Genomic DNA, 23,746 nt, shown 5'->3' on the forward strand with positions numbered 1-23,746 from the left:
CGCCCCGATGGGGCGTCTCGACACGGCGTCAGCGCGACCACCGCTCCGCATCGAGCGCGAGAAGAACGTCGGCGGCGGTGTCGTCCCACGAGACCATCCGGAATTTTTTTGCGATCTCCGCCTCGGCCGCCGCGAGCGCGTCGTCGTCGAGGAGGCGCAGCACTTCGGCGCGCCACGCCGCGCCGTCGTGCGGATCGAGATGAATCGCCGCACCCTGGCTCGCCTCCGGGATCGCCGTGGCATTCGAGGCGATGCACGCCTTGCCGGCCGCGAGGCTTTCCACCACCGGCAGCCCGAACCCCTCCGACAGCGACGGGAACAGCGTGAAGCGGCAGTGCGCATAGAGCCAGCGCAACGCCTGGTCGTCGACATTGCTGAGGAAGCGCACCGTGTCCCGCAGCACGGGATCGCGCTCGGCCGCCGCGACCAGCGCCGCCCCCTCGTGCCCGACCCGGCCCGCCACCACCAGCACGGGCAGATTCTCGGTGCCCGGGCGGGCGAGCCCGTCGCGGGCGAGCGAGGCCCACACGTCGAGCAGCAGCCGGTGGTTCTTGCGCGTCCCCACGTCGCCGACCGTCAGCACGAAGCCGCCCGGCGCGAGCCCCTCGACCGGGGTCGGCGGTGGTGCGTCGGCGGCGGCGAGGCGATGCCCGAGGCGGATCACCGAGACCGGCGGCCCGGCGACCCCCCGGGTTTTCGCGTGACTCGCCAGCGCCGAGGCGCTGAAGGCGGAGATCGCCAAAACCCGGTCTGCGTGGCGCAGCACGAACTCGCTCGACGGGATGTCGGCGGCGTCCGGGTCGTCGAGCCGCGGGTCGCCCGGCGGCAGCGTGCCGAGCAGATCGTAGAAGAGGAGTGCGAGCGCGAGCCGGTGCTGGCGTTTCAGCGCGATCAGGTGGCCGAAGTCGTGCCGCTGCAGCTCGCCCGGCACCAGCAGCCGCGCCCCCGCCGGAAGGCAACTCGTTGCGCCACCTGTGGCCCCGCGCGCGGACGAGTCCGCGGGACGGCTCGCCACCGGTCGGGCGGCCCCCTCCCGCAGCGCCGCCCGGAAGCGGCGGAAGCGGTCGCGGATTTCCGTGCGGACGAACCGCTCCACCCGGCGCCCCACTTGCAGCAGCGGATGCGAGCGCCAGGCCGGGCGCGGCGCTCGCCGCCGCTCCGGCTCGGTCGGCGCCCTGACCACCGCCAGCGCCTCCTCGCGCGAGACCGCGACGAAACGATGCGCCGTTTGGTCGAACCGGCAGAAGGCGAGGTCGGGTCGCGTCGTACCCGCGAGCGTCGCCAGCGCGCCGATCAGCTCGCGCTCGACCCGCACCGTGCCGTGCGCGATCCGCCCGCGCTCGGCATAGGCGGTGCTGAGATCGACGAACAGAGGCGGGCGGGCGGAGGCCATCGGAGGAAAACCGCGCGGCGAGACGTGGGAGCGGGACATGGGACGGCGACCCGCGGGCGTGGCGCACGCCCGGGTCGCGGCGGCGCATCCATAGAGCATTTTTCGCGGCGCCGTGAAGGGGCGGCGCGGCCGGCCGGGCGACCGGCACCGCGGCCGCGATGCACCTCCTCGCCGGTCCCGTCGGCCGAGCGCTCGCGATGCGCGCCGCGGGCCGTGCCCGCCCTCGTCCGCGGCCCGCGATCCCACCTCAGGATGCGTTCGCCATATTGCACCGCCTTCGGCGCTGTGTTAGCAAACCCGCGGTTTTCAACGGGGCGCGGGCCGCTCGCCGCTCCGATTGCCCCTCACATCCTGGTCCCACTTTTTTCCAGGGGCTTACGCGCGTTCCGCGGACCGCGCGTCGGGACCTTGGATGCCGAAACGCCGAAAGAGAGCGCCGTGGCAGGAGACAGTCCGATCGCTGCCGGAGTGGCAGGACGTTACGCGACCGCGTTGTTCGAGCTGGCGCTCGAGACCGATGCCATCGACACGGTCGCCGCCGACCTCGCCCGGTTCGAGGCGCTGATCGCGGAGAGCCCGGATCTGCAGCGCCTGGTGAAGAGCCCGGTGTTCGACTCCGAGGAGCAGACCCGCGCCGTCACCGCCGTGCTGGCGAAGGTCGAGATGGGCGGCATTTCCGCCAACTTCCTGAAGCTGGTCGCGGCGAACCGCCGGCTGTTCGCCGTCCAGCGGATGATCCGGGCGTACCGCGCGCTGGTCGCCCGCCACAAGGGCGAGGAGACCGCCGAGGTGACGGTCGCCGAGCCGCTTTCGGACGCGCACCGGGCCGAGCTCGAGGCGGCGCTCGACGAGATCACCGGCAAGGACGTCCATGTCGAGGTCCGCGTCGATCCCGCCATCATCGGCGGGCTGGTGGTCAAGATCGGCAGCCGCATGGTCGACGGCTCGCTCCGCACCAAGCTCAACGCAATCAAGCACGCCATGAAAGAGGTCGGCTGATGGACATCCGCGCCGCAGAGATTTCTGCGATCCTGAAGGAGCAGATCAAGAACTTCGGCCAGGAAGCCGAGGTGTCCGAGGTCGGTCAGGTTCTCTCGGTCGGCGACGGCATCGCACGCGCGTACGGGCTCGACAACTGCCAGGCCGGCGAGATGGTCGAGTTCGAGAACGGCGTGCGCGGCATGGCGCTGAACCTCGAGATCGACAATGTCGGCATCGTGATCTTCGGCAACGACCGCGAGATCAAGGAAGGCCAGACCGTCAAGCGCACCGGCGCGATCGTCGACACGCCGGTCGGCAAGGGCTTGCTCGGCCGCGTGGTCGACGCCCTCGGCAACCCGATCGACGGCAAGGGCCCGATCGAGGCGACCGAGCGCCGCCGCGTCGACGTAAAGGCGCCCGGCATCATTCCGCGCCGCTCGGTGCACGAGCCGATGGCGACCGGCCTCAAGGCGATCGACGCCCTGATCCCGATCGGCCGCGGCCAGCGCGAGCTCGTCATCGGCGATCGCCAGACCGGCAAGACCGCGATCATCCTCGACACCATCCTCAACCAGAAGCCGCTCAACCAGTCGACCGACGAGCACGTCAAGCTCTACTGCGTGTATGTCGCGGTCGGCCAGAAGCGCTCCACCGTCGCCCAGTTCGTGAAGGCGCTCGAGGAGAACGGCGCGCTCGAATATTCGATCGTCGTCGCCGCCACCGCCTCCGACCCGGCCCCCATGCAGTTCCTCGCGCCGTTCACCGGCTGCACCATGGGCGAGTATTTCCGCGACAACGGCATGCACGCCGTCATCTTCTACGACGACCTGTCGAAGCAGGCGGTCGCCTATCGCCAGATGTCGCTCTTGCTGCGCCGCCCGCCGGGCCGCGAGGCGTATCCGGGCGACGTGTTCTATCTGCACTCCCGGCTGCTCGAGCGCGCCGCCAAGATGAACGAGGACAACAAGTCGGGCTCGCTGACCGCGCTGCCGGTCATCGAGACGCAGGCGAACGACGTGTCCGCCTACATCCCGACCAACGTGATCTCGATCACCGACGGCCAGATCTTCCTCGAGACCGACCTGTTCTACCAGGGCATCCGCCCGGCGGTGAACGTCGGCCTGTCGGTGTCGCGCGTGGGCTCCTCGGCCCAGACCAAGGCGATGAAGAAGGTCGCCGGCAAGATCAAGGGCGAGCTGGCGCAGTACCGCGAGATGGCGGCGTTCGCCCAGTTCGGCTCCGACCTCGACGCCACCACCCAGCGCCTGCTCAATCGCGGCGCGCGGCTGACCGAGCTTCTCAAGCAGCCGCAGTTCTCGCCGCTCAAGATGGAAGAGCAGGTGGTGGTGATCTATGCCGGCGTGAACGGCTATCTCGACCCGCTGCCGGTGTCGAGCGTGCGGGCGTTCGAGCAGGGGCTCCTGTCGCTGTTCCGCACCAAGCACGAGGCCGTGCTCAACACGATCCGCGACAAGCGCGATCTCGACGACGCCACCGCCGCCAAGGTCAAGGCGATCGTCGACGAGTACGCCAAGACCTTCGCGTGATCGCGACGCGCGGTGATGCCCGAGGGCATCGCCGCGCCGAACCGTTCGTTCCCTCCCCCGCGTGGGGAGGGCTAGGGTGGGGGGTCGGCCGCAAGGCCCTGCCCCGCCGTCTGCCCCCCTCCCCAGCCCTTCCCGACGAGTGGGGAGGGAGCGAGCCGGAGCCATCGGGTAAACCATGCCGAGCCTGAAAGACCTGCGAAACCGGATCGCCTCCACCAAGGCGACGCAGAAGATCACCAAGGCCATGCAGATGGTCGCCGCCTCCAAGCTGCGCCGCGCCCAGGCGGCGGCGGAGGCCGCGCGGCCCTATGCCGAGCGGATGCAGGCGACGCTCGGCAGCATCGCCGCCTCGGTGCAGGGCAATCCGCAGGCGCCGCGGCTCCTGGCCGGCACCGGCTCCGACCAGGTCCATCTGCTGGTCGTGTGCACCGGCGAGCGCGGCCTGTGCGGCGCCTTCAACTCGTCCATCGTCCGGCTCGCCCGCGATCACGCCAACAGCCTGATCGTGCAGGGCAAGACGGTCAAGATCCTGTGCGTCGGCCGCAAGGGCTACGAGCAGCTCCGCCGCCAGTTCGCCGACAAGATCATCGATCTCGTCGACCTGCGCAGCGTGCGCAAGATCGGCTTTGCGAACGCCCACGAGATCGGCCAGCGCGTCATCTCGCTGTACGACGCCGGCGAGTTCGACGTCTGCACGCTGTTCTTCGCCCGCTTCAAGTCGGTGATCGCTCAGGTTCCGACCGCCCAGCAGATCGTCCCCGCGGTGTTCGAGGGCACGCCCGCCGCCGGCGATGCCGGCCCGGTCTACGAGTACGAGCCGGACGAGGAGCAGATCCTGCACGAGCTTTTGCCGCTCAACATCTCGGTCCAGATCCTCAAGGCGCTGCTCGAGAACATGGCCTCGTTCTACGGCGCGCAGATGAGCGCGATGGACAACGCCACCCGCAACGCCGGCGAGATGATCAAGAAGCAGACGCTGGTGTACAACCGCACCCGGCAGGCGATGATCACCAAGGAGCTGATCGAGATCATCTCCGGCGCCGAGGCGCTTTGACGAGAGGACGGCGGGCGACGACCATGACGGACGGGACCGAGAGCATCGTGCTGGAGCACCTGCGGCGCATCCGCGCCTCGCAGGAGCGCACCGAACTCGACCTGTCCGAGCTGAAGTCGCGCGTCTCGGGTCTCGAGCATGTCGCCGGGCAGATGCTCGCCATGCTCGGGACCATGAACCAGCGGATGGATCGTTTCGACGAGCGCCTGGGACGGATCGAGCGTCGGCTCGATCTCGCCGACGCCTGACCCCCGAGGAGAAGGAGCACCCCCATGGCCTACACCACGACGGCGACCACCAAGGGCGGCCGTGACGGCCGCGCGGTTCTGGAGAACGGCGGCCTCGCGCTGGCGATGGCGCTGCCCAAGGAGATGGGCGGCTCCGGTGAGGGCCACAATCCCGAGCAGCTGTTCGCGCTCGGCTGGTCGTCCTGCTTCGGCCAGGCGATCCTCGCGCTCGCCAAGAAGCACGGCGTCGACGGCCAGGCCGCGAAGGTCACCGTCGCGATCGGCATCGACAAGGACGACGTCAGCTTCGCCCTGACCGCCGACATCAAGGTTTCGATCCCCGGCGCCGACAAGGACAAGGTCCAGGCGCTGGTCGAGGACGCTCATCGCATCTGCCCGTATTCCCGCGCCACCCGTGACCTCGTGCCGGTCACGCTGACGGTGGTCTAGGAGCCCAACGCTGTCGGAATCGTGCGGGCCGTCGCGCCGCGGTCCGTGCCTCAAGGAGACTTCCATGGCCACTGAAAGCAAACCGGTCGGACACATCACCCAGGTCATCGGCGCCGTCGTCGACGTGCAGTTCGAGGACCACCTGCCGGCGATCCTCAACGCGCTCGAGACCGACAACCAGGGCAAGCGGCTGGTGCTCGAGGTCGCGCAGCATCTCGGCGAGATGACCGTCCGCACCATCGCCATGGACACCACCGACGGCCTGGTCCGCGGCGACGCGGTGACCGACACCGGGCAGCCGATCGCGGTGCCGGTCGGCGAAGGCACGCTCGGGCGCATCCTCAACGTGATCGGTGAGCCGGTCGACGAGGCGGGCCCGGTCCCGCATCAGGAGACGCGGCCGATCCACCAGGACGCGCCCGCCTACACCGAGCAATCGACCGAGTCGCAGATCCTCGTCACCGGCATCAAGGTGGTCGATCTGCTGGCGCCCTACGCCAAGGGCGGCAAGGTCGGCCTGTTCGGCGGCGCCGGCGTCGGCAAGACCGTGATCATCCAGGAGCTGATCAACAACATCGCCAAGGCGCACGGCGGCTACTCGGTGTTCGCCGGCGTCGGCGAGCGCACCCGTGAGGGCAACGACCTCTATCACGAGTTCATCGAGTCCGGCGTCAACAAGGACCCGCACGAGAACAGCGGCGACACCAAGGGCTCCAAGTGCGCCCTGGTGTTCGGCCAGATGAACGAGCCGCCCGGCGCCCGCGCCCGCGTCGCCCTCACCGGCCTGACCGTCGCCGAGTATTTCCGCGACCAGGGCCAGGACGTGCTGTTCTTCGTCGACAACATCTTCCGCTTCACCCAGGCGGGCTCGGAAGTGTCGGCGCTGCTCGGCCGCATCCCCTCGGCGGTGGGCTACCAGCCGACGCTGGCGACCGACATGGGCGCCCTGCAGGAGCGCATCACCACCACCACCAAGGGCTCGATCACCTCGGTGCAGGCGATCTACGTGCCGGCCGACGACTTGACCGACCCGGCGCCGGCGACCTCGTTCGCCCATCTCGACGCCACCACGACGCTGTCGCGCTCGATCGCCGAGAAGGGCATCTATCCGGCGGTCGACCCGCTCGACTCCACCTCCCGCATTCTCGACCCGCGGATCGTCGGCGAGGAGCACTACGCGGTCGCCCGCCAGGTGCAGCAGGTTCTCCAGCGCTACAAGGCGCTGCAGGACATCATCGCGATTCTGGGCATGGACGAGCTCTCCGAAGAGGACAAGCTCACCGTGGCGCGTGCGCGAAAAATCGAGCGCTATCTGTCGCAGCCGTTCCACGTGGCGGAAGTGTTCACCGGCACGCCGGGCGTGTTCGTCGAGCTGGCCGACACCATCAAGGGCTTCAAGGGCCTGTGCGAAGGCAAGTACGATCACCTGCCGGAGCAGGCCTTCTACATGGTCGGCTCGATCGAGCAGGCGGTGGAGAAGGGCAAGCGGCTCGCCGCCGAGGCGGCGTGAGTTCATTTTTTGGCGAATAGCGAATAGGGAGTAGCGAATAGGGAAGAGCCGTCGCGGATAGTCCAACTATTCGCCATTCGCTATTCGCTACTCGCTAACGCACCATGGCCACCTTCCATTTCGAGCTCGTGTCGCCGGAAAAGCTGATGTTCTCCGGCGAGGTCACCCAGGTGGACGTGCCGGGCGAGGAGGGCGACTTCGGCGTCTTCGCCGGCCACGCCCCGTTCGTCACCACGCTACGGCCCGGCGTCCTCACCGTCTATGGCGGCGAGCACGCGCCGACGCTCGCGGTGGTGCGCGGCGGTTTTGCCGAGATCGGGCCGAACGGCCTGACCGTGCTCGCTCAGGAGGTCGTCTCGGTCGACGAGATCCAGGCCGAGACGATCGAGCAGGCGATGCAGGACGTTCGCGAGGACATCGCCGACGCCAAGGATTTCCGCACCAAGGACAAGGCGAGCGAGCGGCTCGCCCAGCTCCAGCTCCTCAAGGAGGCGGTGGTGCGCTGATCGTCGCCGGCGGCCCGCGGGTCTCGCGAGCGTCGGCAGGTGCCAGATCGACGAGATCGAGGCCGGGTGCGCTTTCGGCGCCCCGGCCTTTTTCGTGCCCGATCCGGTGCCGCGCGGCGCGGCGGCCGAACGCTCTACTCGGCGGCGAGGCGGAAATGCGCCGAGCGGAGCGTCTCCTCGGTGCGGTCCTCGAACACGTTGAGCACGAAGGTCGGTCGGCCGGTCTTGCCGACCACCGGAAACCGCCGCACCGACACCACCCGCCGGCCGTTGCCGGGCGTGTCGATCGGGTGGTCGTCGTGGGCGGTCGCGCGGCGCGACACCACCACCTCGCGGTCGTTCTCCTCGAGCATCCGGCCGACATGGTCGGGAAACACCTCGCGCGCGGTGCGGCCGATGATGCCCGGCCGGGACACCCCGAACAGCCGGTGGGCGGCGCGGTTGAGCAGCGTGTAGCGCAGCTCGTGGGCGTCGATGACGACGATCGCCTCCGAGACGTTCTCGATCACGATGCCGATCAGCTTCTCGGTGAAGGCGAGCTCGCGCTCGGTGCGCAGCCGCGCGGTGATGTCCTCGTGCACCGAGATCCAGCCCGGGCTCGTCAGCAGCGGCCGGTTGCTGATGCGGATCACTCGGCCGTCCGGGAGCTGGAGGTCGCCGGTGGTCGGCTCGCGGCCGGTCGCCCAGCGCGCGAACGTCGCGGGGTCGCCGGCGAAGGCGCCGAGCTTGGCCTGCTTGCGCATCAGCCCGTCGAGCCGCATGCCGGGCTCCGCCACGCCCTCCGGCAGCCGGTACATCTCGCGATAGCGGGTGTTGCACAGCACCAGGTTCATCGCCCCGTCGAGCATCAGCATGCCGGTCGGCACGTGGGTCAGGGTGGTGTCGAGCTGATGCCGTCCGCGGCTGATCTCGTCCTGCATGCCCTGCCGCTCGATCTCGGCATTGGCCGACATCGCGTCGAGCAGCTCGTTGCGCAGCATCGTGTGCTTGAACACCGCGACCGCGGCGGCGAGCGCGCCGATCTCGTCGCAGCGCCCGGCATGCGGGATCGGCGTCGCGTAGCGCCCCTCCGACACCTCGCGGATGGCGTCGGTGATCTCGGCGAGCGGGCGGCTGATCGAGCGGCGCACCAGGAGGGTGCCGCCGACCACCAGCATCAGCGTCGCGGCGGCGATCAGCATCAGCACCCACGAGACCGCCATCACCGCGCTCTTCAGGTCGTCGAGGGCGTCGGCTCGGCGGGAATAGACGCGTGCGAGGGCGCCGAGATCCTGGTTGAGCGCGCGGCGGATCGTGCGGACGGCCTGGTCGTCGCCGAGCGCGCGGGCGGCGACCGGCCCCTGCGCGACGGCGGTGGCGGCCAGCTCGCGGCGAAACTTGCGGAACTTGTCGATGCGGTCGCTGAGGCCGGCGAACTCGCGGGCGTCGTCCGGCCGCACCCGCGGCCGCCAGTCGGCCATGACCTCGCCGATCTCGTCGGTGTAGCGCTCGATGTTCTCGGCGTACGGTTTCGTCGCGGCGGCGTCGGGCGACATGTAGGCGCCGCGCGACTCCATCACCGTGGCGTAGACGAGCGCGTTGATCCGCTCGAGATACACCGCGCCGAGTTCGTAGTCGCGGGTGGTGGCCTGCAGATGCGCCTGCTGGCCGAGCGCCGTGACGGCGATCACGGTGAGTAGCGCCACGCAGGTGCCGAGCGCGAGCGAGATGCGGAGCAGCTTGCCCGAAACCGTCGGACTTCGGCAGCACGCGATTGCGGCCCGGAGGGCAATGGATCCTGCGGTCACGGCAGCCTCCTCGTCTGCCCCCCGGACGATGAGACCAAGCGCGAACTAACAATAAATTATCGTACTGATTGATTCGTTCGGCCGGATGCTACCGCCGGGGTGCTCGCGTCACCGCCTGGCGAGCTTCCAGACCTCCTGCATCACCTTTCTCCTGCACCACCCGCTCGTGGACCCGCCGCGCCGGGGCGGCTGGCGGCCGCGGTCCCGGCGCGCCGAGTCGCCCCGTGCCAAGTCCCCGTGCCAAGTCCCCGTGCCAAGTCCCCGTGCCAAGTCCCCGTGCCAAGTCGCCGTGCCAAGTCGCCGTGCCCGCGATCAGCTGCGGCTCGGCTTGCCCGTAAAGGCCGAGATCGGCTTCTCGGGCTCGCGGTCGAGGCCGCTCGCGAACGCCTCGAGCCCGGCGAACAGCGGCCGCAGCGCGCGCCACAGATCGTCGTCGTTGAGCATCCGGTAGGCGCCGCCCAGGCCCGGTGCCCCGTCGCCGTTCTCGGCCGGCCGGTGGGCGCCGACCGCGGCCACCGCGTCCTTCACCGCGAACGCCATCCGGTAGAACTGGTCCGGCTCGATGCGGGACAGCACCATCAGCAGGATCGACAGGTTCTGGATGGCGTCGAGCGTGCCCTTCTTGCTCAGGCCGCCGATCAGCACGCGGGCGATGTCGGTATTGGCGCCGACCAGATCGTTGGCGAGCCGCAGCACGCCCTTCTCGTGGAGCGTGGCGAGCAGCCGGTCGAGCTCCTGGTGGGCGTCGGGGCCGGTCTCGGTCGGCGGCACGTCGTAGCCGATGCGCGGGGCCATCAGAACCTCTCCGGGGACGGGGCGTGCGCGGGCGGCTCGGCATAGGCCGGCTGCCGCCACTTGACCTCGACGGTGACGCCGGGCGCCGGGGTGCGACGGCCGTGGCGAAAATTCTCGGGCGGCAGCGGCGAGCCGTTCGCCGGCCGGTCGAGAACCTCGAGCTTCACCGCGGTCTCCTTGTAGGCCGGGGTGTTGACGTCGGGGTCGTGGTGCTCGCCGGTCAGCGCGTTGAGGCCGGGCTTGCCCTGGTGGATCGGCATGAACAGCGTGCGTCCGCGCACCCGGTCGGTCACCACCACCGGCACCTCGACCGTCGCGCGGCGCGACGTCACCCGCACCCAGCCGCCCTCGGCGACGCCGCGCTCGGCGGCGAGCTCCGGGCTCATCTCGACGAACCAGTGCGGCGTCAGGCCGGTGATGCGCGGGCCGCGGCCGGTCTGGTTGGTCGACTGGAATTGCTCGAGCATGCGGCCGTTGTCGAGCATCAGGTCGTACTCGTTGTCGGCCGCCTCCGCCGGCTCCTTCCATTCGAGCGGATGGAGCTTCGCCTTGCCGTCCTCGGTGTGGAAGCCGTCGGTGTAGAGGAGCGGCGTCGAGGTGCCGTCCGGCTTCACCGGCCACAGCTGCGACTGCCAGCCTTCCAGCCGTTCGTAGGAGACGCCGGCGAAGATCTCGGCGATGTCGGCGACCTCGGCCATGATCTCGGAGGGGTGGCCGTAGCCCCAGTCGTGGCCCATCCGGGCGGCGAGGTCGGTGAGGATGCGCCAGTCCGGCCGGCTGTCGCCGAGCGGCGGCATCACCTCGTAGAAGCGCTGGATGCGCCGCTCGGTGTTGACGAAGGTGCCCTCCTTCTCGACGCTCGGGCAGCCCGGCAGCACCACGTCGGCGAACTCCGCCGTGCGGCTCATGAAGATGTCCTGCACCACCATGAAGTCGATCTTGGTGAAGGCCTGGTGGACGTTGCGGGAGTCGGCGTCGGAGAACGCGGTCTCCTCGCCGATCACCATCATCGCCTTGATCGTTCCCTCGTCGGCGTGCTGCACCATCAGGAAGTTGTCCTCGCCGATCCGGTCGGAGAGGTGGTCGGGCGGCACGCCCCAGGCCTTTGCCCACTTCGCGCGGACGGCGTGGTCGGTGACCTTCTCGTAGCCCGGATACATGTTCTTCAGGCAGCCGAAGTCGCTCGCGCCCTGCACGTTGTTGTGGCCGCGCATCGGATAGCCGCCGGTGCCGGGCCGGCCGTAATTGCCGGTGACGAGGAGCAGGTTCGACAGCGCGGTCGAGGTGTCGGAGCCGTGGCTGTGCTGGGTGATCCCCATCGCCCACAACAGGCAGACCGACTTCGCCCGCCCGATCGTCTCGGCGGCCTCGACCAGCTGCGCCTGCGGGATGCCGGTGACGCGCGCGGCGAACTCCATCGTGAACGGCTCGAGCGAGCGGCGATAGTCCTCCACCCCGTTCACCTGCGTGCGCAGGAAGTCCTCGGCGGCGAGGCCGTTGTCGAACATGTAGCGCGCCAGCGCCGAGGCCCAGACGAGGTCGGTCGAGGCGTGCGGGCGCAGGAAGAGGTCGGCGCGCTCGGCCATCTCGTGCTCACGGACGTCGAACACGATCAGCTTCTGCCCGCGGAGCTTCTTGGCGGCCTTCACCCGGGAGGCGATGACCGGATGGTTCTCGGCGAGATTGCTGCCGACCAGCACCACCAGCTCGGCCTGCTCGATGTCCGCGACGGTGCCGGCGTCGCCGCCGTGGCCGACCGTCCTGAACAGGCCCTTGGTCGCCGGGTTCTGGCAGTAGCGCGAGGAGTTGTCGACATTGTTGGTGCCGACCACCAGGCGGGCGATCTTCTGGGTGAGATAGGCCTCCTCGTTGCTCGCCTTCGACGAGCCGATGAAGCCGATGCTGTCGGGCCCGTGCTCGGCCTCGATCTCGAGCAGCCGGCGCGCCACCAGATCGAGCGCCTCGTCCCAGCTCGCCTCGCGGAACCGGCCGTTCTCGCGGATCAGCGGCCGGGTCAGGCGCTGGTCGCTATCGACGAAGTCCCAGGCGAACTTGCCCTTGATGCAGGTCGAGATGCCGTTGACCGGCGCCTCGACCACCGGCTGGACTTTCAGGATCGTCCGGTCGCGCGTCCACATCTCGAACGAGCAGCCGACGCCGCAATAGGTGCACACGGTCTTGGTGCGCCGGATCTCCGGCTGACGCCAGTGCATGTCCATCTCGGACAGGCCGGTGATCGGCGGCGCGCCGATCGTGTTCTCGAGCGACTTCACGATGTCGATCATCGGCCGCTTGAGATCCTCCGGCATCGCCGTGAAGGGCCCGGCGTCCGGCTGCATGGTCTTCTCCATCAGCGCGTTGCACGGGCAGACGGTGACGCAGTGGCCGCAGCTGACGCAGCTCGAGCCGGCGATCGTCTCGCCGCCGTCCCACAGCACGCGCGGATGCTCCATCGCGAAGTCGATGGTGAGCGTCTCGTTGACCTCGACGGTCTGGCACGCCTCGACGCAGCGCCCGCACAGGATGCACTGGTCGGGGTCGTAGGTGTAGAACGGGTTGGAGTGATCCTTCTCGTAGGGCTTTCGCTCGAACGGATAGCGCTGCACCGGCATCGCCATGCCGGCCATCGTGTTGTGCAGGGTGCAGTCGCCGGTGTTGTTCTCACACAGCGTGCAGTAGAGCTCGTGCTTGGCGAGCAGCCGGTCCATCCCCTCGCGGCGCGCCGCGGTGGCGGCGGCATCGGCGCTGTCGACGACGAGCCCGTCCTCGGCGTGCAGCGTGCAGCCGCGCACCAGCTGGCCGTCGCGCTTCACCCAGCAGACGTCGCAGGTCTGAATGGCGCCGAGCGCGCGGTGATAGCAGACGTGCGACAGATCGATGCCGTGCGCGGCGAGGAAGTCGATCAGCGGGGTGCCGGCACGGCCGCGCAGCGGGCGGCCGTCGTAGGTGATGGTGCAGTCGGTGGCGTCGGCCATCCGCGGAGGTCCTTCTCGACACGGTTCCGCCGTCGCGTCGCGCGGCGGTGGCGCGGCGTGTCGAGGCGGACCCGTCGGGCCCGTCCTCGCCGCCATCGTTTCGAGATAGAATGCCTCCGGCTCGCAGTCGGTTCGGACGGCCGACCGCATCCGGGCGTTTCGCGCGGGCGGGCGGTACGCCAGCGGGCGATGTCCGCGGCGTCGCGCGTCTCGATGGTCGGCGGGCCGACGTCTTCAGCGGGTGGCGAACCGCGAGAATTCCTGCACCACCCGCTGGTAGACCGGCCGCTTGAACGGGATGATCAGGCCCGGCAAATTCTCGAGCCGCTCCCAGCGCCATTCGGCGAACTCGGCCGGGTGGGCGCCGCCGCCGGGCGTCGCGACGTCGATCTCGGCGTCCTCGCCGGTGAACCGCAGCGCATACCACTTCTGCTTCTGGCCGCGATACTTGCCCTTCCAGGCCTGGCCCACGATGTCGCGCGGGATGTCGTAGGCGAGCCAGCCCTCGACCTCGCCGAGCTTCTCCACCGAGCGGATCGAGGTCTCCTCCCACAGCTCGCGCAGCGCCGCCGTCCACGGGTCCTCGCCGGGATCGACGCCGCCCTGCGGCATCTGCCAGGCATGCACGGCGTCGACGTGCTCGGGCCCCTCGGTGCGGCGGCCGATGAAGGCGAGGCCGTCACGGTTGAGCACCATCAGGCCGACACAGGGGCGATAGGGGAGATCTTCGAAGCGGGTCATCGGAAAGGCTCTTTCGCACGGGCGCCACGAGACCGGCGCGTCCTCTCTCTAGCACCATCGTGCGGCGGGGCGGGATGCTCGCGTCGCCTTTTTCGCGCCGCCGGATGGCCGGACGACCGGCGACCGGATGCACGGGCAGGGGGCACGGACGCCGGAGGGGGCACGGCCCAGGTCCGACACACGCGTGTGCGACACACGAGTGTGTGGGTCAGGTGGGCTTGGCCTTGACCGCCACGGCGGTGATCGGCACCACCACGAAGCCGCGGCCTTCGGCGGCCTGCGCCCAGGCGGCGATGCGCTCGATCGACAGCGGCAGCGCGCGGGCGATGCCGACGGCGCTGCCGCTCTCGCGGGCGGTCGTCTCCAGCCGCTCGAAGGCGCGGTCCATCTCGGCGTTGGAGGGCACCTCGTCGAGCACCACGGTGCCCTTGGCGAACGGCAGGTTGTTGGCGCCGGCGATCTGGCCGGCGAGGCTGCGCGGCGAGGCGCCGTCGTCGACATAGAGGAGGCCGCGCTTGGCGACCTCGCGCAGCATCGGCGCGACCGCGGTCTCGGTCGAGGTGAAGCGCCCGCCCATGAAGTTCATGATGCCGACATAGCCCTGGAAGCGGCCCATCGCCCACTGCATGCGGTCGACGTTCTGGTCGCCGGCGAGCGAGGTGAGCAGCGTCTGCGGGCCGGGATCGTCGTCGGGATAGTCGAACGGCTCCATCGGCACCTGAAGCAGCACCTCGTGCTTTTCCGCGCGAGCCTGTCCGACCAGCCGGGCGAGGTCGTCGCCATAGGGCAGGAAGGCGAGCGTCACCGCCGGCGGCAGCTCCTTCAGGGCGGCGGCGGTGGTGGTCGGGCTGACGCCGAGCCCGGCGACCACGATGGCGATCTTTGCGCCGGTGCCGGCCGGGGTGGGCTCGGCATAGGCGACCGAGGGGCGGGCGCCGTCGAGCCCGATGCGCGGCAGCATGCCGTGCCGGCTCGCCTCGAGCAGGTTGCTCGGCGATTCGCCCGCCTTGGCGGGCGCCGGCTTCTCGCCGTGTGCGGGCGTGCCGGCGGCGGCGTGGTCGGCGTTTTCACCCGCCGGCTGGGCGAGACCCGCCGGCGAGCCGTCGGACGGGATGCGGACGTCCTGGCGCTTGCCGGTCGAGCCGTCGATGATGGTGACGGTGTGGCCGTCGCCCGCGCCGGCCCCTTCGCCGTGCGCCTCGCCGGCGGCGTTCTTTTCCGGCGCGCCGGCCTCGGATTGCTTCGCGGCTTCGTCCGGCTTCGCGGCGGCGTCGGGCTTCGCCGTGCCGTCCGGCAGCGCGACCACCGCCATCGGCTCGCCGCCCAGCGGGTCCTTCACGAAGGCGGCCCAGCCGAGGAAGCCCAAAAGGCACAGCGCCAGCAGCACCGTCACCGGCAGCCCGATCGGGATCGACCGGCGCTTGCGCGTTTCCGTCACGCCGAGCGGCGTCTCCAGGTCGTCACTCGCCACGCCGGGCCTCTCTGCCTCTCCGAATCAGCGGTTCCAGTCTAGCACGCGACGAATCGCCGCCGCCGCTGCGGGCGAGCCCGGACGGTCTTGCCCGCAGTCTTGCCCGCGGCCTTGCCGGACGACGCGAGCCGGCCCGAGACGCAAAAAAGGGGCGGCCAACCGGCCGCCCCTTCCGCCGGCGAGCGGTGCTCGCCGGATCGTTCTCGCCGATCGGGTGCGCCGATCGGTTGCGCCGATCAGTTGCGCATCGTGGTCTCGCGCGGGCTCGGCGGGAAGGCGGCGTTGACCTGGGTGCCGCGCATCAGCTCGAGCGCCATGCCGAGCGCCTTGTCGTCCTTCGCCTCCGGCGGCACGTAGGACTGCGAGCCGGCCTTCTCCTCGCCGTCGCCCTTGAGGTGGCCGCGCAGCGAGGACTCGCCGCGCATCTCGGTGCGGCCCTTCACCTCGTCCGGCACGTCCTGCAGCACCTCGATGTCGGGCACGATGCCCTTGGCCTGGATCGAGCGGCCGGCCGGCGTGTAGTAGCGGGCGGTGGTGAGGCGCAGCGCCCCGTTGCCGGCGCCGAGCGGGATGATGGTCTGCACCGATCCCTTGCCGAACGAGCGGGTGCCGATCAGGGTCGCCCGCTTGTGGTCCTGCAGCGCGCCGGCGACGATCTCCGAGGCCGAGGCCGAGCCGCCATTGATCAGCACGATCACCGGCTTGCCCTTGGTGAGATCGCCCGGACGGGCGTTGAAGCGCTGGGTCTCGTCGGGGTCGCGGCCGCGGGTCGAGACGATCTCGCCGCGGTCGAGGAAGGCGTCCGACACCGAGATCGCCTGGTCGAGCAGGCCGCCCGGATTGTTGCGCAGGTCGATGACGTAGCCGCGCAGCTTGTCGGCCGGGATCTGGCTCGAGATGTCGCGGATCGCCTTCTTGAGGCCGTCGGTGGTCTGCTCGTTGAACTGGGTGATGCGGACATAGCCGACGTCGTCGCCCTCGACCCGCATGCGCACCGAGCGCACCCGGATGATGTCGCGGGTGATGGCGATCTCCAGCGGCTTGTCGGCGCCCTTGCGCATCACCTTCAGCTTGATGGTGGTGTCGACCGGGCCGCGCATCTTCTCGACCGCCTGGTTCAGGGTCATGCCCTGCACCGCCTCGCCGTCGAGATGGGTGATCACGTCGTTGGCCATGATGCCGGCCTTGGCGGCCGGGGTGTCGTCGATCGGCGCCACCACCTTGACCAGCCCGTCCTCCATCGTCACCTCGATGCCGAGCCCGCCGAACTCGCCGCGGGTCTGCACCTGCATGTCCTTGAAGCTCTTCGGATCCATGTAGCTCGAATGGGGATCGAGCCCGCTCAGCATGCCGTTGATGGCGGATTCGACGAGCTTCGAATCGTCCGGCTTCTCGACATAGTGCGAGCGCACCCGCTCGAAGATGTCACCGAACAAATTGAGCTGGCGGTAGGTGTCCGAGGCGGCCGCGTTGGCGGTCGAGTCGAGAAAGCCCGGCAGCGTGCTCGTCGGCTGCGTGGCGAACGCCGTCAGGGCGGCGCCGGCGACGGCCCCGAGGAGAATCAGTGAAGTCTTGCGCATCATCCGCGGACCTTCTCGCTCTCGTTGGTTGCCCACCAGGGGGACGGATCGACCGGTAGGCCGTCCTTTCGGAATTCCACATAGAGAACCGGCTGGGTCGGTGGCGTGGTGGCCATGCCGAACAACGACGTGCCGCCGCCTCCGCCCATCGTCCCGATCGGCTCTCCGGTCAGGACGAATTGGCCGAGATCGACCGTGATCCGCTCCATGCCCGCCAGCAGAACATGATATCCGCCGCCCGCATTGAGGATCAAGAGCTGGCCGTAAGAGCGGTAGGGGGCGGCATAGACCACCCAGCCGTCGCACGGCGCGGTGACCTGGGCGCCGGGGCGGGAGGCGATCGACACGCCCTTCTCGGTGCCGCCGAGCGGGTTCGTCGCGCCGAACTCGCGGGTGCGGGTGCCGTTCACTGGCAGCGGCAGCATGCCCTTGGCGGCGGCGAAGGCGATCGCCGGCGTCAGCCGGCCGGGATCGTGCAGCGCCGCGAAATCGGCCCGCGAGGGCGCCTCGGCGGCCCGCGAGGCGGGGCCGCCGCGCTCGAGCTTGGCGATCAAATCCTTGAGATTGTCGGCCTGCAGAGCGAGCTGCAGGGCGCGGCGGCGCGCCGTCTCCAGCTCCTTCTCGACCTCGCCGAGCCGGCGCTGGCGGGCCTCGACCAGCAGGCCGAGGCGGGAGCGCTCCTCCTCCAGCACGGCGAGGTCGGCGGTGCGCTTGGCCCGCTCGGCGGCGGCCTCGCGGCGCACCCGCACGAGGTCGGCGAGATCGGTCGCCAGCGCCTCCGCCTCGTGGCGCAGCTCCGGCAGCACGGCGCCGAGCAGGATCGCGGTGTGCACCGACTTCAGCGCGTCCTCGGGCGACACCAGGAGGGCCGGCGGCGGCCGGCGGCCGAGCCGCTGCAGGGCGGCGAGCACTTGCGCGATCACGTCGCGGCGCGAGTCGAGCGAGCCGTTGATGCCCTTCTCGGTCGAATCGAGCAGCTCGAGCCGGGATTCGATCGCCGAGATCGCCTGCTCGGCGTTGCGCACCTTGGCGGCGGAATCGATCATCGCCTGGTTGAGGTTCTTGCGGTCCTCGGCGAGCCGGTCGATCTCGGTGCGGAGCGCCTTCTCGTCGTCGGCGGCGCGCTTCTGCTCGGCGCGGATCGCCTCGAGCTCCTTGTTGCGCTGCTCCAGCACGCTCGCCGGCTGGCTCGGCGACGCTTGGCCGGCGTTCTGGGCATGCGCCGCGCCGGCGCCGGCGATCAGGCACACCGCGGCCGCGCCGAGCGCCGCCGCGACGAGGCGCGCGGGAGCGCGGCACGCGGGGACCGCCGCCCGCGCGAGGATCGCGGGCACGCCCGTGCGAAACGGTGAGTTCGACGCCATCGAGTCGCGCAAGAAGCCCAGTGAACGAGTATTCGGAGGAGCGCAGCCGTAGCGGCGGATTGGGGCAGCTTCGCGTCTCGCGACCGGCGCCGACATGAAATAACCGTCATCCGCCGAAGCACCGGATCCGCCGAACCGCCCGCCGCCGCCGGTAACGCCGGCGGGGTGAGCCGTCAGCCGCGGTGGTAGGGGTGGCCCGAGAGAATGGTCACGGCGCGATAGAGCTGCTCGAGCAGCATCACCCGCACCAGCTGGTGCGGCCAGGTGGCGGCGCCGAACGAGAGCCTCGCATCGGCGCGCCGCTCGATCTCGGCGCCGATCCCGTCGGCCCCGCCGATCACCAGGGCGACCGCCTCGCGGCCGCCGTCGCGCCACGCCCGCAGCTTGCCCGCGATCGATTCGCTCGACAGATTCTCGCCGCGCGGGTCGAGCAGCACGGTGACGGCGCCGTCCGGAATCAGGTTGGCGAGGGCGATCGCCTCCTCGAGCTTGCGCCGCTCGGCGTCGCGCGCCGGGCTGTCCTTGACCTCGAGCAGCTCGACGCCGCGCAGCCCGATGCCGCCGCCCGCCTTGACCAGCCGGTCGAGATAGCGGTCGGCGAGCTCGCGCTCGGCGCCCGCCTTCATGCGGCCGACGGCGGCGACCAGGATGCGCACGGGCCGGTCCGCCGTCAGGAGGCGTGGCGCTCGGAGGCGTGGCGCTCGCCCGCCTCTCGTCCCGCCCACATCTTCTCGAGGTTGTAGAAGCTGCGGACCTCCGGGCGGAAGACGTGGACGATCACGTCGCCGGCATCGATCAGCACCCAGTCGCAGTGCGGCATGCCCTCGACCTTGACCGTGAGGCCGGCGGAGTCGAGGTCCTCGACCACCCGGTCGGCGATCGAGCCGACATGACGGTTCGAGCGGCCGCTGGTCACCACCATGGCGTCGGCGAAGGCGGATTTGGCGCGCAGATCGATGGTCGCGGTGTCCTCGGCCTTCATGTCGTCGAGGCGGGCGAGCACGAGGCGCAGCGTCTCGTCGGTGTCGGGAAGCGTTTTCGCGACGCTTTTCCCGCCGGCGGATGCACCGTTCGTGGATGCGCCGTTCGTGGTGGCGGGGGTCGCGAGAGGCCCGGGAGCGGGCTGCGCGGCGCCGGGGCGCGAGGCGGCGGCGGAGCGTGCAGCGGACGGCACCTTCGAGACCTTCGAGGCGGTGGCGGACCGGGTTGCGGACGTTTCGGGTGCGCTCGCCCGCGAGCGTGCTGTCGTCGTCAGGGGACCTTCCTTCCGGCTCGTGTACGCCCCGGGCACCGCGCTCGGGAGCGAATCACAGGGTACACGGTCGATATTGAAGATAAGTGGCCGCGCGCGGCCGATTCAACCACCCCCGATGCGCTGCCGGAGCTTTCTTTCGCCGGCGTGGCGCGGACGCTCCATCTCGTCGTCGCCCGGCGCGTGCGGCATCGCCTCGTGCGGCATCGTCTCGTGGGCCGGCGCGCCGAGCGGGTTCGCGCCGTCGTGGTGCGCGTCGGCCGACGTGTCGGCCGCGGGCTCGACCCGGCGCCGCGCCCGCAGCATGGTCGAGGAGAGCGGCGACTTCAGCCCGTGCAGGAAGACCCAGGCGGGCGGCCGGCGGCTCGGCAGCAGCGACGCCTTGTGCTCGGGCAGCCGGGCATGGGCGAGCGCCTTGCCGGCGGCGCCGGCGCCCGCATAGAGGCTCGGCCCCAGCCGGTCGACCACCACGATCGGCACCGCCTCGGCGATGCCGCGCCAGTTGTTCCAGCGGTGGAAGTGGCGGAGATTGTCCGCCCCCATGATCCACACGAAGCGCACCCCGGCGCAGCGCGTGACCAGATAGCGGATGGTGTCGTAGCTGTAGCGCACGCCGATCTCGGCCTCGAAGCCGGTGACGTCGATGCGCGGGTGATGGGCGAGCGCGCGGGCGGCGGCGATCCGCTCGGCGAGCGGGGCGAGGCCGGCGGTGTCCTTGAGCGGATTGCCGGGGGTCACCAGCCACCACACGCGGTCGAGGCCGAGCCGGCGCATCGCCAGCAGCGAGGCGGCGAGATGCGCTTCGTGCGGCGGATCGAAGGTGCCGCCGAACAGGCCGATGCGCATGCCGGGAGCATAGGGCGGGACGCGGACGTCGCGGCCGCGGAGCGCCACGCCCTTCGCCGGAGCGGGCCGGGCCGAATGGTACGCCATGGGCATGAAGGTCGAGGATCCCTCCGGCTCCGCTGGGTCCTCCCGGACGGGAGGGGGCGACCTTATGGACGGGTCTGGCCCGCGCCGCGGATGCGGTACTTGAACGTGGTGAGTTGCTCGACCCCGACCGGGCCGCGCGCGTGCAGCCGGCCGGTGGCGATGCCGATCTCGGCGCCGAACCCGAACTCGCCGCCGTCGGCGAACTGGGTCGACACGTTGTGCCCGACGATGGCGGAATCGACGCCCGCGAGGAAGCGTTCCGCCGCCGCCGGATCGTCGGTGACGATCGCGTCGGTGTGGTGCGAGCCGAAATGCTCGACATGGGCGATCGCCTCGTCGACCCCGTCGACCACCCGCACCGCGATGATCGCGTCGAGATACTCGGTGCCCCAGTCCTCGAGCGTCGCCGGCTTCACGCGGGAATCCACGGCCTGCGTCTCGGCGTCGCCGCGCACCTCGCAGCCGGCGTCGAGCAGCATCTTCACCAGCGGCGCGAGATGGGTCGCAGCGACCGCGCGGTCGACCAGCAGCGTCTCGGCCGCGCCGCAGATGCCGGTGCGCCTCAGCTTGGCGTTGCGCACGATCGACAGGGCCATCTCCAGGTCGGCGCCGCGGTCGACATAGACGTGGCAGTTGCCGTCGAGATGCGAGAAGGTCGGCACCCGCGCCTCGGCCTGCACGCGGGCGACCAGATCCTTGCCGCCGCGCGGCACCAGCACGTCGATATTGCCGTCGAGGCCGGCCAGCATCATGCCGACCGCACCGCGGTCGCGGGTCGGGACGAGCTGGATCGAGGCCTCCGGCAGGTCGCCGGAATGCAAGCCCTCGACCATCGCCGCGTGGATCGCGCGGGCCGAGCGAAAGCTGTCGGAGCCGCCGCGCAGGATCACCGCGTTGCCGGCCTTGAGGCACAGCGCGCCGGCGTCGGCGGTGACGTTGGGCCGGCTCTCGTAGACCACGCCGATCACCCCGAGCGGCACCCGGACGCGCTCGATGCGCATGCCGTTCGGCCGCGTCCAGGCGTCCATCACCGTGCCGACCGGGTCGCGCAGGGCGGCGACCGCGGCGACGCCGTCGGCGATCGCGGCGATCCGCTTGTCGTCGAGCTTCAGGCGGTCGAGCAGCGCGGTGGTGACGCCGCGCGAGCGCGCTTCCGTCACGTCCTCGGCATTGGCGGCCAGGATGTCCGGCGCGGCGGCGCGGATCGCCTCCGCCATGCCGGTCAAGGCCTCGTCCTTCTCGGCGGTGGTGGCGACGGAGAGCGCACGCGCGGCCTCCCGCGCCCTGCGACCGATCTGGTCCATCACGGTCGCCAGGTCGGTGCGGCTGCTCACGGTGGTCAAAGATGCGTTCATCGCCGACATGCCCTTGTCACGCCTCCTTCCTAGCATGGCACAGGGCCGCCTGCGAAGCCGCCGGACGGTCCGCCTGTCGCGGGGCTGGGGGGCGTTTCCGACGGACCACCTCGCCCGATCGGACGACCCGACACGGCGAGAACCGTATCGGGATGGGCCCGCGTGAGGGGGCGAGGCCGGCGAAGGCCGCGCCCACCGGCGCCGGGCGGTCTGTCGTCGGTCGGCCGCACCTCGTGAAAGACCCGCGCCACCACGAAAGTTCCCGAGTCGCCATGACCCGCCGTCGCACCCCCGACACCACCGATCCTTTGCCCGACGATTTGCCCGCTGTCGCCCGTCCGAAAGACGGTGACGCCGCGGCGGCCTTGCCGCGCCGCTTCCCGGTCGGAACCCGGCTGGTGGTGGAGGGCGAGCCCGACCCGCACGGCGTGCTGCGCATCGTCCAGCGCTATCTCGTGATGCCGAACGGCCGCCGCTTCGACCTGCCGCCGCGTCCGGGCAGCGACCGCCGGCCGCGCGTCGCCCGCAAGCGGGCGTCGGCGCAGGGCTGACCCTGCACCGTCGTCTCGCCCCGCCGTCGTCTCGTGCCGTCGTCTCGCGCCGTCGTCGTGGTGCGGCGCCGGAGCGACAGGCGGCGGAATCGGCCGCTCGACACGGGCAGGGACGAAGAATCCTGCCCGAACCACGCCGCATTGGCCTGACATGCGTCGGCGGAACCGGGTCGCGCTCGGCCCGGGCCGAAAGGACGCCGATGACCCGACCGCTCTCCTCGCCCGCCGCCGTCCGACGGCTCCGCGCCTTCCGTTTTTCCGCGCCCCGCCTTCTGCGCCGGTCGGCGTTGCCGGCGCTGGTGCTCGCCGCCGCGCTGACGCTCGCGACCCCGCTCCGGGCGGCCGAGCCGGTCTATCCGACCGGCATGCATGTCGGGCTGGTGCCGATCGCCGGGCTCGCGCCGTCGGACAAATTCCCCGGCTTCGAGGATCGCGACGCCGACGCCTCCGTGCTGGTGCTGGAGGTGGTCGGCCCGACCCCCGAGCAGAACGCCGCCCAGATCGGGGCCGAGCGGATCCGCAAGCAGGGCATCACCGAGGATTTGCGCGAGACGCTGAAGCTCTCGACCGGCGAGGCGACCCTGGTGGCCGGCCGGCAGGAGGCCGAGGGCACCAAGGTCCGCAAATGGATTCTGCTGGCGCCGATCCGCGACAAGGCGAGCGCATTGATCGTCGTGCAGGCGCCGCCGTCGTCCGACGCCTATACCGACGCTTCGGTGAAGGCGATGCTCGCCTCGTTCGTGGTGCGCGAGACGGTGCCGGTCGAGGAGCAGCTCCGCCTGCTGCCGATCCGGCTCGGCGACCTGTCGGGCCTGCGGCCGGTCCGGGTGCTCGGCAACAGCGGGGCGATGCTGACCGACGGCCCGAAGGACACCGCCGACCCGACCGAGCAGCCGCTCCTGATCGTCACGGTCGGCCGCGGCGGCCCGGAGGAGCGGCGCGCCCGCGACGTTTTCGCCCGGAACCTCCTGGCCGGGTTCGGCGGCTACAAGGACGTGCGGATCGTCAATTCCGAGCTGTTGCGGCTCGGCGGTGGCCCGGCCGACACCCACCAGCTGATGGCCGAGGGCAAGGACCCCAAGACCGACGAGACGATCAAGATCGTCCAGTGGCTGCGGTTCGGCTCGGGGGCCTATGTGCGGCTGCTCGGCGTCGCCAAGGACGACGCCTGGCGCGACGCGTTTCCGCGCTTCCGCGCCGTGCGCGACGGCATCGCCCCCAAGGAGTGAGAGCCCGTTTGGAAACTCGGACGCGGGCTGCGTTGCGGCGCGAAC

21 protein-coding genes are annotated in these 23,746 nt (G+C 70.7%); 9 read left to right on the plus strand and 12 right to left on the minus strand.

Going from position 1 to position 23,746, the window contains the following annotated elements:
* Nucleotides 1-28: 28 nt before the first annotated feature.
* Nucleotides 29-1,393: a glycosyltransferase gene (locus A33M_RS03425; protein ID WP_008383506.1), complete on the minus strand. Its 1,365-nt coding sequence runs from the start codon at nucleotides 1,391-1,393 to the stop codon at nucleotides 29-31.
* A 438-nt stretch (nucleotides 1,394-1,831) separates the two neighbouring features.
* Between A33M_RS03425 and A33M_RS03430 the strand changes: the two genes are divergently transcribed.
* The 7 genes from A33M_RS03430 (at nucleotide 1,832) to A33M_RS03460 (ending at nucleotide 7,668) form a co-directional block, all read left to right on the plus strand.
* Nucleotides 1,832-2,392: a F0F1 ATP synthase subunit delta gene (locus tag A33M_RS03430; RefSeq protein WP_008383508.1), complete on the plus strand. Its 561-nt coding sequence runs from the start codon at nucleotides 1,832-1,834 to the stop codon at nucleotides 2,390-2,392.
* Complete coding sequence (gene atpA, locus A33M_RS03435; RefSeq protein ID WP_008383510.1) at nucleotides 2,392-3,921, plus strand: F0F1 ATP synthase subunit alpha; 1,530 nt, start codon at nucleotides 2,392-2,394, stop codon at nucleotides 3,919-3,921. Before A33M_RS03430 ends, atpA begins: the two co-directional genes overlap by 1 nt.
* 175 nt (nucleotides 3,922-4,096) lie before the next feature.
* Nucleotides 4,097-4,975 carry a F0F1 ATP synthase subunit gamma gene (locus tag A33M_RS03440; protein ID WP_008383514.1) on the plus strand — a complete coding sequence of 293 codons (879 nt, stop codon included), beginning with the start codon at nucleotides 4,097-4,099 and terminating at the stop codon, nucleotides 4,973-4,975.
* A gap of 23 nt (nucleotides 4,976-4,998) precedes the next feature.
* A complete protein-coding gene (locus tag A33M_RS03445; protein ID WP_008383516.1) occupies nucleotides 4,999-5,223 on the plus strand; it encodes a hypothetical protein in 225 nt (74 codons plus the stop codon).
* Nucleotides 5,224-5,247: 24 nt separating this feature from the next.
* A complete protein-coding gene (locus tag A33M_RS03450; protein ID WP_008383518.1) occupies nucleotides 5,248-5,652 on the plus strand; it encodes an organic hydroperoxide resistance protein in 405 nt (134 codons plus the stop codon).
* Nucleotides 5,653-5,716: 64 nt separating this feature from the next.
* Nucleotides 5,717-7,162 (plus strand): F0F1 ATP synthase subunit beta, encoded by a 1,446-nt coding sequence (gene atpD, locus A33M_RS03455; RefSeq protein ID WP_008383522.1) that lies wholly within the window; start codon nucleotides 5,717-5,719, stop codon nucleotides 7,160-7,162.
* A gap of 104 nt (nucleotides 7,163-7,266) precedes the next feature.
* Nucleotides 7,267-7,668 (plus strand): F0F1 ATP synthase subunit epsilon, encoded by a 402-nt coding sequence (locus tag A33M_RS03460; RefSeq protein WP_008383523.1) that lies wholly within the window; start codon nucleotides 7,267-7,269, stop codon nucleotides 7,666-7,668.
* A gap of 134 nt (nucleotides 7,669-7,802) precedes the next feature.
* On the opposite strand, the gene A33M_RS22100 is transcribed toward A33M_RS03460, so the two are convergent.
* The 11 genes from A33M_RS22100 to A33M_RS03515 all read right to left on the minus strand — a co-directional run bounded on the left by A33M_RS22100 (nucleotide 7,803) and on the right by A33M_RS03515 (nucleotide 21,930).
* The gene (locus tag A33M_RS22100; protein WP_157223308.1) at nucleotides 7,803-9,353 is read right to left on the minus strand and encodes a PAS-domain containing protein; all 1,551 of its coding nucleotides are present in this window, start codon (nucleotides 9,351-9,353) and stop codon (nucleotides 7,803-7,805) included.
* Nucleotides 9,354-9,767: 414 nt separating this feature from the next.
* The gene (locus A33M_RS03470; protein WP_008383528.1) at nucleotides 9,768-10,250 is read right to left on the minus strand and encodes a DUF1641 domain-containing protein; all 483 of its coding nucleotides are present in this window, start codon (nucleotides 10,248-10,250) and stop codon (nucleotides 9,768-9,770) included.
* Nucleotides 10,250-13,225: a formate dehydrogenase subunit alpha gene (gene fdhF / locus A33M_RS03475; RefSeq protein ID WP_040619113.1), complete on the minus strand. Its 2,976-nt coding sequence runs from the start codon at nucleotides 13,223-13,225 to the stop codon at nucleotides 10,250-10,252. The genes A33M_RS03470 and fdhF overlap by 1 nt, the downstream gene beginning before the upstream one ends.
* A 234-nt stretch (nucleotides 13,226-13,459) precedes the next feature.
* Nucleotides 13,460-13,966, minus strand: a complete 507-nt coding sequence (locus A33M_RS03480) for an RNA pyrophosphohydrolase (RefSeq protein WP_008383533.1) — start codon at nucleotides 13,964-13,966, stop codon at nucleotides 13,460-13,462.
* A 208-nt stretch (nucleotides 13,967-14,174) separates the two neighbouring features.
* On the minus strand, nucleotides 14,175-15,437 hold the full coding sequence (locus A33M_RS03485; RefSeq protein WP_008383535.1) for a divergent polysaccharide deacetylase family protein: 1,263 nt from the start codon (nucleotides 15,435-15,437) through the stop codon (nucleotides 14,175-14,177).
* A gap of 236 nt (nucleotides 15,438-15,673) precedes the next feature.
* Nucleotides 15,674-17,020 carry a S41 family peptidase gene (locus A33M_RS03490; RefSeq protein WP_008383537.1) on the minus strand — a complete coding sequence of 449 codons (1,347 nt, stop codon included), beginning with the start codon at nucleotides 17,018-17,020 and terminating at the stop codon, nucleotides 15,674-15,676.
* Nucleotides 17,017-18,351 carry a murein hydrolase activator EnvC family protein gene (locus A33M_RS03495; protein ID WP_237718261.1) on the minus strand — a complete coding sequence of 445 codons (1,335 nt, stop codon included), beginning with the start codon at nucleotides 18,349-18,351 and terminating at the stop codon, nucleotides 17,017-17,019. The genes A33M_RS03490 and A33M_RS03495 overlap by 4 nt, the downstream gene beginning before the upstream one ends.
* Nucleotides 18,352-18,554: 203 nt before the next feature.
* Nucleotides 18,555-19,037, minus strand: coding sequence for a 23S rRNA (pseudouridine(1915)-N(3))-methyltransferase RlmH (rlmH, locus tag A33M_RS03500; RefSeq protein WP_008383541.1), 483 nt, complete (start codon nucleotides 19,035-19,037; stop codon nucleotides 18,555-18,557).
* A 14-nt stretch (nucleotides 19,038-19,051) separates the two neighbouring features.
* On the minus strand, nucleotides 19,052-19,363 hold the full coding sequence (gene rsfS, locus A33M_RS03505; protein WP_237718263.1) for a ribosome silencing factor: 312 nt from the start codon (nucleotides 19,361-19,363) through the stop codon (nucleotides 19,052-19,054).
* 375 nt (nucleotides 19,364-19,738) lie between these two features.
* Nucleotides 19,739-20,572, minus strand: a complete 834-nt coding sequence (locus A33M_RS03510; RefSeq protein WP_237718262.1) for a nicotinate-nucleotide adenylyltransferase — start codon at nucleotides 20,570-20,572, stop codon at nucleotides 19,739-19,741.
* 56 nt (nucleotides 20,573-20,628) lie between these two features.
* On the minus strand, nucleotides 20,629-21,930 hold the full coding sequence (locus tag A33M_RS03515) for a glutamate-5-semialdehyde dehydrogenase (protein WP_008383547.1): 1,302 nt from the start codon (nucleotides 21,928-21,930) through the stop codon (nucleotides 20,629-20,631).
* A 263-nt stretch (nucleotides 21,931-22,193) separates the two neighbouring features.
* Between A33M_RS03515 and A33M_RS03520 the strand changes: the two genes are divergently transcribed.
* Nucleotides 22,194-22,472: a hypothetical protein gene (locus tag A33M_RS03520; protein WP_008383549.1), complete on the plus strand. Its 279-nt coding sequence runs from the start codon at nucleotides 22,194-22,196 to the stop codon at nucleotides 22,470-22,472.
* Nucleotides 22,473-22,672: 200 nt separating this feature from the next.
* Nucleotides 22,673-23,701: a hypothetical protein gene (locus tag A33M_RS03525; protein WP_008383551.1), complete on the plus strand. Its 1,029-nt coding sequence runs from the start codon at nucleotides 22,673-22,675 to the stop codon at nucleotides 23,699-23,701.
* The last annotated feature ends 45 nt before the right edge of the window (nucleotides 23,702-23,746 follow it).

It is taken from the genome of Rhodovulum sp. PH10, from assembly GCF_000293785.1.
GTDB lineage: Bacteria > Pseudomonadota > Alphaproteobacteria > Rhizobiales > Xanthobacteraceae > Rhodoplanes.